General features: G+C 37.6%; 11 protein-coding genes. 9 read left to right on the top strand and 2 right to left on the bottom strand.

Translation table 11 applies throughout. The features are described from left to right. Positions 1 to 440 (top strand): MFS transporter (locus AC06OU_RS09510; protein ID WP_475855432.1); only part of this gene is annotated, 440 nt, incomplete at its 5' end. Positions 441 to 648: 208 nt separating this feature from the next. Here AC06OU_RS09510 and AC06OU_RS09505 read toward each other — a convergent pair. Continuing rightward, positions 649 to 1083, bottom strand: a complete 435-nt coding sequence (locus AC06OU_RS09505) for a GNAT family N-acetyltransferase (protein WP_475855431.1) — start codon at positions 1081 to 1083, stop codon at positions 649 to 651. Between the two features lie 275 nt (positions 1084 to 1358). Between AC06OU_RS09505 and AC06OU_RS09500 the strand changes: the two genes are divergently transcribed. From AC06OU_RS09500 to AC06OU_RS09485, 4 genes are all read left to right on the top strand, one after another. After that, positions 1359 to 1640, top strand: a complete 282-nt coding sequence (locus tag AC06OU_RS09500) for a hypothetical protein (protein WP_475855429.1) — start codon at positions 1359 to 1361, stop codon at positions 1638 to 1640. A 57-nt stretch (positions 1641 to 1697) separates the two neighbouring features. After that, complete coding sequence (locus AC06OU_RS09495) at positions 1698 to 2129, top strand: GNAT family N-acetyltransferase (RefSeq protein WP_475855428.1); 432 nt, start codon at positions 1698 to 1700, stop codon at positions 2127 to 2129. A gap of 81 nt (positions 2130 to 2210) precedes the next feature. Then, the gene (locus AC06OU_RS09490) at positions 2211 to 2609 is read left to right on the top strand and encodes a VOC family protein (protein WP_475855426.1); all 399 of its coding nucleotides are present in this window, start codon (positions 2211 to 2213) and stop codon (positions 2607 to 2609) included. A 31-nt stretch (positions 2610 to 2640) separates the two neighbouring features. Next, entirely contained in the window at positions 2641 to 3156 is a 516-nt protein-coding gene (locus AC06OU_RS09485) for a GNAT family N-acetyltransferase (protein WP_475855424.1), read from the top strand. Positions 3157 to 3629: 473 nt separating this feature from the next. Here AC06OU_RS09485 and AC06OU_RS09480 read toward each other — a convergent pair whose 3' ends face one another. Beyond that, positions 3630 to 4376 (bottom strand): SDR family NAD(P)-dependent oxidoreductase, encoded by a 747-nt coding sequence (locus AC06OU_RS09480; protein ID WP_475855422.1) that lies wholly within the window; start codon positions 4374 to 4376, stop codon positions 3630 to 3632. 350 nt (positions 4377 to 4726) lie between these two features. Here AC06OU_RS09480 and AC06OU_RS09475 point away from each other — a divergent pair, with 350 nt between their 5' ends. The 4 genes from AC06OU_RS09475 (at position 4727) to AC06OU_RS09460 (ending at position 9448) form a co-directional block, all read left to right on the top strand. Then, positions 4727 to 6481, top strand: coding sequence for an ABC transporter transmembrane domain-containing protein (locus AC06OU_RS09475; RefSeq protein WP_475855420.1), 1755 nt, complete (start codon positions 4727 to 4729; stop codon positions 6479 to 6481). After that, complete coding sequence (locus tag AC06OU_RS09470; RefSeq protein WP_475855418.1) at positions 6481 to 8265, top strand: ABC transporter ATP-binding protein; 1785 nt, start codon at positions 6481 to 6483, stop codon at positions 8263 to 8265. Before AC06OU_RS09475 ends, AC06OU_RS09470 begins: the two co-directional genes overlap by 1 nt. A 90-nt stretch (positions 8266 to 8355) precedes the next feature. Further along, positions 8356 to 9066 carry a cytochrome c biogenesis CcdA family protein gene (locus tag AC06OU_RS09465; protein WP_169359203.1) on the top strand — a complete coding sequence of 237 codons (711 nt, stop codon included), beginning with the start codon at positions 8356 to 8358 and terminating at the stop codon, positions 9064 to 9066. A 16-nt stretch (positions 9067 to 9082) separates the two neighbouring features. Next, positions 9083 to 9448 (top strand): response regulator, encoded by a 366-nt coding sequence (locus AC06OU_RS09460; RefSeq protein ID WP_475855416.1) that lies wholly within the window; start codon positions 9083 to 9085, stop codon positions 9446 to 9448. Positions 9449 to 9643 lie beyond the last annotated feature (195 nt).

Genomic DNA, 9643 nt, shown 5'->3' with positions numbered 1-9643 from the left:
CTTTTTATGGTATCGGAGCTGTTTTAGGAAGTCTTATAAGTGGACAATTAACAGATAGATTTGGAGAAAGGAATATATCGAAAGTTACGCTCATGTTCTTGACTCTAATATTTGTTTGTTTAGGTATATTCTTCACATCAGGTGATTGGATCTATTTCTTCTTGTTCTTATGGGCTTTAGTTGGGTATGCAGGATTTACTTCATACCAAGCAAGATTAGCGGTTGAATATTCAAACGAACGAGGAATTGTCATGGCGTGGAATAATACCGCTTTATATATTGGTATTACCCTTGGCTCAATGATTGGTGGTTTTGTCATTTCTAAATGGGGATACTCTTTCCTTCCGTATGTTTGTAGCATTGCAGCAGTTCTTAGTTTTGTCCTTAGTACCCAAAAAGTCAAAGAAACAAAAAAGGCATCAGTTGTTTCAGATACATGACCTCCGAATAAAGTCTTTTTGTTGAACTAACGGATGCTTTAATGAAATATAGAGCAGTTAATACAGCTCTCTTTACTAAACACAAAGTAGGTGTTATTTTGTCTCAAGCAGCTGCACAATGGAATGAATTTATAATGAGCCAGGAGGAAATATCCTAGCTCATTTTTTATGTGTATTTAAAATCAACCTTTACCTTTAACATAGCTAATTAATTTAACTGTTTGGTCATTAAAAGGTGGGGAATACCATCCTCCATGAAAGCATCGGAGGCTGTGTGATAACCGAGTTTCGCGTAGAAGCCCTCGGCGTGCGTTTGACCGTGAAGCTTAACCTTAGAAAGACTCATATCCTTCGCTATTTCCTCAAGGGAATGGATAATGACTTTTCCTAATCCGAGTTTACGGAATGGCTCTAAAATGCAGATGCGTTCTAGCTTTCCTACTCCATCGACCGCTCGAATACGACCCGTACCTACTGCTTTATGATCGATGGTCATTAAAATATGCTGGCACTGCCCATCCAACTGATCAAATTGATCAAATTCATCCTCTAAAGGAACACCCTGCTCTTCAACAAACACACTTTTTCTGATGTCAAAAGCCTCTTGTAATGAAGTATCAGATGCAATCTTTTCTACGTACATTATCATCATTCCTTCATAAATTAATATAAATCTATTATTTCATAAATTGAATCTAATTCCCAATTCAAGTTTTCAGTTAACGCTGTTTTTATGAAGGTTTTTAACCTGCGAGTATTTCCCCATTTGTATGTGGGGGCAGTGATAGGCGCCTGCGCTTTTCTTGTTTTGATTGGGGATTGCGGGAAATTGGACTTAAACGGCGTTAAACACAATGGAAGTCTTTGGGGATAAGGAAGGTATTTTGCACATAAACAAAGAATTATTAAAACTAGGGGGTGAAAGCTCTGTATTTAATTGTCGCGCTAATAATAGTAATAACCTTTATAGTTTCAACTTTCTTATCCTTGTTTGTGTTAAAAAGGTGGGGTCGACGGAAGGCAATGCTGACAAGCTGTATAGTAAATGTGTGCTTTTTAGGAATAGCCGCGGCTAATTTGTATGCAATGGATGCTAAGGTATTTGTGAAGCTGACAAATAGCTCTTTAATTATCCTGTTATCCGTACCTATTCTCACATGGATCAATTGCTTCGTAATAATGCAAAAAAGTAAAGCATAGTAATAATTTCATCATTATTTCAGAACTCTGGATAGACAGTAAGGGGTGGATATTTAGTTGAATGAAATTGTAGAAAATAAAATAGATTGGCTTATTGTTAAACTACTAGAGCATGCCACATCAACTGAAAGAGTAAGAGAAGAATATAATCTGTATCAACAAATAGAAACAAGAACGCTTTATGGCTGGAAAACCAATGACGTCTATGTTGCATGTATAGGAATAGAAATGATAGAGAGACATCATGCAGAAATAAAGCATATAGCAGTTACCCCGGATAGTCGTAATCAAAAGCTAGGAAGCAGAATGATAGATTATGTCTTGCAGGAGCTAGGGGTTCATCGATTAACAGCGGAAACAGACTACGAAGCGGTAGGTTTTTATCGGCATTACGGATTTGCAGTATCAAGTCTTGGTGAAAAGTATCCAGGAGTGGAGCGATTCTTATGTGTTTGGGAAGAAAAGATCCCTGCTCATCAAACGAGATAGTGGTCCACCCATCATAAACTTATGAAAGAGTAAATAACAAACGAAGGTCCATACAATCAAGTTAAATTTGGAGGAATGCTAATGTTTTTTGAAATGACAGTCCAAATAAGAGTATCTGATTTCACAAAAGGTCATCAATGGTATAAAACATTGTTAAAAAGAGAGGGAGAGCTTATTCCTCATGATGGGTTTGTAGAATGGGAAGTAATTTCAGGCTGTTGGCTTCAGGTTTCGGAAGGCATTTCAGCAAAGGGGAGCGGTCCGTTGCGTTTAGCTGTGAAGGATTTGGTTGCAGAACGTGAACGAGTGATGAAGGAACTTAATGTAGAATACTTCGAAATTCACTCGAGGGAAGAAGTTGGGGCTAAATGGGCCACTTTTATGGATCCATGGGAAAACCAAATTGGCTTTTTTGAATACATTGATAAACAGGAAGAAAAAGAGCGAATACAGTTGTTGAATAAGAATCAAAGCAATTAATAGCTCGTCTTCAGGAAGAGGGAGTTTTTAAATGAATATTAGTATTGAAAGGCTAAAGATGGAGGACATAGAAGAGCTATATCTTTTTGAATCCAAAAACAAGACTTATTTTGAACAGACAGTACCTTCAAGAGGAGAAGATTACTATCATCACGAAATATTTATGAGGAAGAATATTGCTTTGTTAGAGGAACAAGCTAGGGAAGAATCCTATTTTTTTCTCATCAAGGAAGGGAAATCTATAATAGGACGTATTAATTTAATAGATATTGATAAACAACAAAAAAAGGCGGATTTGGGCTACAGAATTGGAGCAGAGCACTCAGGGAAAGGGATTGCTAGTCTAGCATTAGCATTGTTGTTACAAACCATTTCATGGGAAGAAATTAATCAAGTGGATGCTAAAACCACAGCTAACAACATCGCTTCACAAAAGGTTTTAGAGAAAAATGGATTTCAAAAGGTCCAAGCTAAGGAAGAGGCCTATTACAGAGATGGAGAAAATAGAGAGTTCGTTCATTATACGTTAACAGGTGGACATTTTTGATTCCCTATAAGCCCTAAGCAATCCATACATAATAACTTTTACAGAAAAGTAGCTTTACGTTTTATTGCCAGTAATAATTATAGAAGTGAAGGCATTACCTAATGGAATTTTCAAATAATCTAGCGAACTAGTCAATTTCATAAATAGCAATTTACCAATCAAACACGAACAATTTATTTTATATTGATTGTAGCGGCAGGTGGCGACTCCAGTGGGATGAGTGAGACAGATAAGACATTACAACCGCGCGCGAAAGCGACGGGTGATGGCTTATCGCTCACCCCACGAAAAAGCGTCCGCCAGAGCGGAAATCAATTCTACGTTATTACTAAAAATTCTATAAATTTTATAACTATATTTTAATTGTTCGTGCGTTTTTATAAAAAGGAATTACGAGATTGATTCAACTATAAAAATCCTTTCACTCTCTTATGAAAAAGAATGAAAGGATTTTACTAGTTTAAAAGAGTGACTCATGCCTCATAGATCATCTTTTTTGTCATGCCACCATCGATTGTTACATTTGTGCCTGTTACAAAGTTGTTAGAAGGATCCGTCAAATATAGACATGCCTTAGCGATATCACTTGGTTTTCCTACACGACCCGAGAAATGCTGAGCATGGTCTGCCTCCCGGAGGTCGTTATAATCTCCAGTTTCAATCCATCCAGGAGATATACAATTGACTATAATGTTGTCCTGGGCGAGGGAGCTTGCTAAGGAATGGGTCAGCGAAATAATGCCGCCTTTAGTAGCAGCATAGGACTCGGAGTTGGGCTCGGACATAAAAGCTCTTGTAGAAGCCATCGATACGATGGAACCACCGTATTCATTATTTTTCATGATCTTGGCCGCTTCACGACTACAAAGGAAAACGCTTCGTAAATTTGTATGAATGACGTCATCCCACTCATCCAATGATAAGTCGTAAGGTGATTTCGGTTGGAATTTTCCCGCATTGTTAATCAGTATGTCAATCGTTCCGAATTCTTTTGAAGTTTGTTCCATTAAATTTATAACGTCTTTTTCCACTCGGACATCCGTTTTTATAAAAAGACAAGAGTACCCCTGCTGTAAAAGAGACTCCTCCGTTTCTCTACCAAGGGATTCATTGCTATCAGCTAAAATCACATGAGCACCGTTATCTGCGTATGCTTGTGCAACTCCTCTACCAATCCCCTGTGCCGCTCCTGTGATGATTACTACCTTGTCATCGAACATTTTTATGCCGCCTTCCTATGTTTTTTTATTGTTTAGGAATTATAAAATTCTGAACCTGTAGGTAAATTGATGTCTAGCTTCATCGCCTTGCCCCTCGGGGTCAAATGAATAAAAGCTGCGGTGGCTGAGGAACTGCCTCCTCGCTTTTCTCCATTTGCCTGTCGGGGCAGATATAGGCGCTTGCGCTTTTCTTGTTAAATGTATCATACTTATAATTTCTTGTACGAACACAAATGATATTATTTAACAAAATACTTCAGATTCCGAATTATTTTGTTTTTCCATCTTTCGTAATGTTCAAACATTTGCTAAACTAGTAAAGTCTTAATTTGTAATATGGGGGAAATATAGTGAAAGTATTCTTGGAGTTGGGCTGGTATTTTAAACAAAGGAAAAAGCAATATTTATTTGGCGTTTTAATGCTTCTATTTGTTGCATTTTTGCAGCTTTTTCCACCAAAAATTATTGGGTTAGTAGTAGACGAGATTCATGCGGGGACACTTACTAACGAGTTTTTATTTAAATGGCTGACTATTTTAGCTTTAGCAGCAATAGGGATGTATGTACTACGTTATTACTGGCGTATTATGATTTTTGGCTCTTCTATTTATCTCGCAAGGTTATTAAGAGAAAAGCTATTTAATCATTTCACCAAAATGGCTCCTTCCTTTTACCAGAAAAAACGGGTTGGAGATTTAATGGCACATGCGACAAATGATTTGTCTGCAGTGCAACAGACGGCTGGATCAGGTGTTTTAACCTTGGTGGATTCCTTGGCAACGGGGGGCTTTGTTATAGCTGCGATGGCAATTACAATTAACTGGAAGCTTACAATCATTGCCTTACTGCCATTACCGTTGATGGCCATTTCTACTAGTTATTATGGAAAGCTGCTCCACCAACGTTTCCGTTTTGCACAGGAGGCTTTTTCTAGTTTAAATGATAAAGCTCAAGAAAGTATTTCCGGGGTAAAAGTCATTAAAACATTCGGACAAGAAAAAGAAGATACAGACGATTTTGTTAATCTATCAAAGGAAGTTGTCTCTAAAAATATGCATGTAGCCAAGGTAGATTCTTTATTTGACCCAACGATTTCTTTAGTCGTGGGAATGTGTTTCTTCTTGTCTATTGTGTTTGGAACACGTTTTATATTAGCTGATGAGATGAGTATTGGAGACCTATTTGCTTTTACATCCTATTTAGGATTACTAGTTTGGCCGATGCTAGCATTTGGTTATCTATTTAATATTGTAGAGCGTGGAAGAGCTTCCTATGATCGGATAAGAAATATATTAGAGGAAGAAATTGAAATCGATGACCATGCAGGAGCACTAGATGTAAAGCCTAAAGGTGATATTCAATTTAATATTGAAGATTTCAAATTTACTGGTGACGATCGTGTTGCTTTGCACAATATCCAATTTACCCTAAAGCAAGGTGAAACATTAGGAATTGTAGGGAAGACTGGCTCTGGGAAAACAGCAATTTTAAAATTGTTAATGAGAGAGTTTGAAGGGTACCGCGGTCATATTATGTATGGCGACCATTCCATAGTTGCCTATAAGAAGAGAAGTTTGAGAGAGGCGATTGGTTATGTTCCTCAAGATCACTTCCTATTCTCTACGACAGTTGCTGGTAATATAGCGTTCGCAAATGCAGATGCAACGATGGAAGAAATTTACGAAGCAGCAAAATTGGCCAATATCCACGAAGATATCCTTCACTTTACGGACGGCTATAACACGATAGTAGGAGAGCGGGGAGTATCGTTATCAGGTGGACAGAAGCAGCGTATTTCTATTGCCCGTGCCTTGATGATGAAGCCAGAATTACTAATACTTGATGATTCTCTTTCGGCTGTTGATGCGAGAACAGAGGAAGCAATATTAGAATCCTTGAAGAAAAGTCGTACAGATGAAACGACTATTATTACTTCCCATCGTTTAAGTGCCATTGCGCATGCTCATCAGATTATTGTGATGAATGAAGGTACTATTATAGAAAAAGGGACGCATGAAGAGCTAATGGAACTAAAAGGAATGTATTATGAAATGTATCAATTACAGCAATTAGAGAATCTTGTGGAAAAAGGGAGGGACGTCTGATGAATGAAAAACAGCCAACACTTACAGGGAAAGATCAATGGCTAGTTCTTAAAAGACTGCTAACCTACTTAAAACCACATAAAAAAATGATTGCTTTTGCATTGTTTTTATTAATATTAACGGTTACTGGAGATATCCTTGGACCATATCTAATAAAAACGTTTATGGATAATTATTTAACACCAAGAGAATTTCCTACTGGACCACTTGTTGGTCTGGCATTGGGATATATATTTATCCAAATTGGAAATGTTCTTGTAAGTTACTTCCAATTGTTAAAGTTCCAAGAGATTGCATTAAAAATCATTCAACAGATGCGTATTGATGTCTTTTCGAAAGTTCATCGTCTAGGGATGCGTTATTTTGATAAGACTCCTGCAGGTAGCATCGTATCTAGGGTTACCAATGATACCGAGGCCATCAAGGATATGTTTGTTAGTGTATTAGTAGGCTTTGTACAAAGTGGGTTTCTAGTTATTGGAGTCTATATTGCTATGTTCTTACTGAACGTAAAGCTTGCTTTAATTACTACCATTTTATTGCCTATTTTGTTTGTAATCATCATTACCTACCGTCGATACAGTTCAGTAGTATACCAGGACTTAAGGGAACGACTAAGTCAGCTGAATGCAAAGCTGGCAGAGTCTTTACAAGGGATGACTATGATTCAAGCATTTAGACAGGAAGATCGTTTGCAGGATGAGTTCAATGATATCAACGAATCACATTGGAAGGCTGGAAGAAGAAATATTAAGCTAGACAGCCTGTTACTGCGACCAGCAATCGATATGGTATATGCTTTAGCAATTATTATTCTCCTCAGCTATTTTGGAGTCACTTCCATGGATAATATCGTGGAGGTTGGGGTGATCTATGCTTTTGTTACTTATATAGATAGATTTTTTGAGCCAATCAACCAGGTGATGCAAAGGTTATCGATTTTTCAATTAGCCATTGTTGCTGCCTCTAGGGTATTTAAGCTGTTAGACGAGAGTGATTTGGCGCCTACACAGAAAAATGTGGAAACAGCTACGATTGACAAAGGGAAAATAGAGTTTCAAAATGTTACTTTTTCCTATGATGGAAAAACGGATGTCTTAAAGAATATCTCATTTACTGCTGAGCCAGGCCAAACTGTAGCATTAGTAGGCCATACTGGAAGCGGGAAAAGCTCAATTATAAATCTACTTATGCGTTTCTATGAATTTGAACATGGAGATATAAAAATTGACGGGCATTCTGTAAAAGATTTTCAGACTGCTGAAATTCGAAACAAGATGGGGTTAGTGCTACAAGATCCATTCCTTTTTTATGGGGATATTGAGAGTAACATAAGACTTCACGGTCACGATTTGACTGACGAGGAAGTGAGAGAAGCAGCTGAATTTGTGCAAGCCGATAAGTTTATTGAAAGGTTACCAAATGGATATAAGCAGAAGGTGTCGGAAAGAGGTTCTACGTTCTCGAGTGGTCAAAGACAGCTAATTGCATTTGCAAGAACTATCGCAACGAATCCTAAGATTCTTGTTTTAGATGAAGCAACTGCAAATATCGATACTGAGACCGAGGTTGCCATCCAAAGCAGCTTAGAAAAAATGCGTAAAGGCAGAACGACTATTGCTATTGCGCATCGTCTAAGTACAATTCAAGATGCAGAATTGATCCTCGTTCTTCACCATGGGGAAATAGTAGAAAGAGGCACGCATCAGCAATTATTGAATGAGAAAGGTCTATATCACAAAATGTACCTGCTTCAAAATGGGGTAGTCGAGGATATAGCATAAAAAATTCAAAAAGCTGTCACAAGCTTTAATAGGGTAAAAGTAAAGGAAATTTGATACGATAGGAACAGTAATTTGGAAAGGAAGACTGCCGTGAGTACAGATCTTAACTTACTACTGGCGTTCGGTGCTGGGTTTTTAAGCTTTATTTCCCCATGCACTTTACCGTTGTATCCTGCATTTTTATCCTATATAACTGGTATGTCACTAGAAGAAATTAAAACAGATAAAAAGCTAATGCAAAAAAGAGGCATGCTACATACATTATTTTTCTTGCTTGGTTTCTCTGCTATATTTATCGCATTAGGGTTTGCCACATCGTTAATTGGTACATTTTTTATCCAGTATGATGACTTAATCCGTCAAGTTGGTGCAATTTTTATCGTTGTATTTGGATTAATAGTCGTTGGAGTTTTTAAACCGGAATTTTTAATGAAAGAAAAAAAATTACATTTTAAAAACAGACCATCTGGGTACCTAGGGACTTTTTTAATAGGTATGGCTTTTGCAGCAGGCTGGCAGCCTTGTACTGGTCCGATTCTAGCGTCTGTATTATTACTAGCTGGATCTAATCCTGGTTCAGGCGTCTGGTATATGCTTGCATATGTTCTAGGCTTTGCAATCCCATTCTTTGTTCTGTCCTTCTTTATCACTAGATTGAACTGGATTCGTAAAAATAGTAATCTGATTGTTAAAGTCGGTGGCTATATTATGATTGCTTTAGGGATCCTATTGTTTTTCGACGGATTAACTTATATAATTCGTATATTAAGCCCTATTTTTGGAGACTTTACTGGATTTTAAATAAGGAGGCAACGATATGCCGACAGTTTTAGTAGTGGATGACGCAGTATTCATGCGTACAACGATTAAACGAATGCTAGATGATTATCCATTTGAGATAGTGGGCGAAGCCGCTAATGGGCTTGAGGCTATCGAGCAATATAGAAAGTTAAAACCAGATGTAGTCACAATGGATGTTACTATGCCAACGATGACGGGACTCGAAGCAGTAAAGCATATTATTGCAGAATTTCCAGAAGCCAGGATAGTAATGATTACTGCACTTGGGCAGCAAAAGCTTATTGTCGATGCGTTGGAATACGGAGCAAAGGATTTCATCACTAAACCGTTTGATCCGGACCAACTCATCAATGTGTTACGCAATGTAACAGACATATATTAAATCTACAAAATGAAGAAACTAAAAGATATGGGGAATACCAATGTTAGAAAATATTCCGGCCAATGTTATGATTATTGTCTCAACAGTCATTGCGCTAGGTATGGGGATTCTAGTAACAACCTTACGGGCAAAATCAGCAAAAAAACCAGCAAGTGCTAAAAAAATATTATTGCCCCCTTTGTTTATGTCAACCGG

It is taken from the genome of Psychrobacillus sp., assembly GCF_056205495.1.
This window is presented reverse-complemented; position numbering and strand designations above follow the sequence as displayed.

Coding starts and splice junctions, on each gene's coding strand:
- AC06OU_RS09505 (WP_475855431.1), bottom strand. CDS start 1,083: ATGTACGTAGAAAAGATTGCATCTGATACTTCATTACAAGAGGCTTTT.
- AC06OU_RS09490 (WP_475855426.1), top strand. CDS start 2,211: ATGTTTTTTGAAATGACAGTCCAAATAAGAGTATCTGATTTCACAAAA.
- AC06OU_RS09485 (WP_475855424.1), top strand. CDS start 2,641: ATGAATATTAGTATTGAAAGGCTAAAGATGGAGGACATAGAAGAGCTA.
- AC06OU_RS09480 (WP_475855422.1), bottom strand. CDS start 4,376: ATGTTCGATGACAAGGTAGTAATCATCACAGGAGCGGCACAGGGGATT.
- AC06OU_RS09470 (WP_475855418.1), top strand. CDS start 6,481: ATGAATGAAAAACAGCCAACACTTACAGGGAAAGATCAATGGCTAGTT.
- AC06OU_RS09460 (WP_475855416.1), top strand. CDS start 9,083: ATGCCGACAGTTTTAGTAGTGGATGACGCAGTATTCATGCGTACAACG.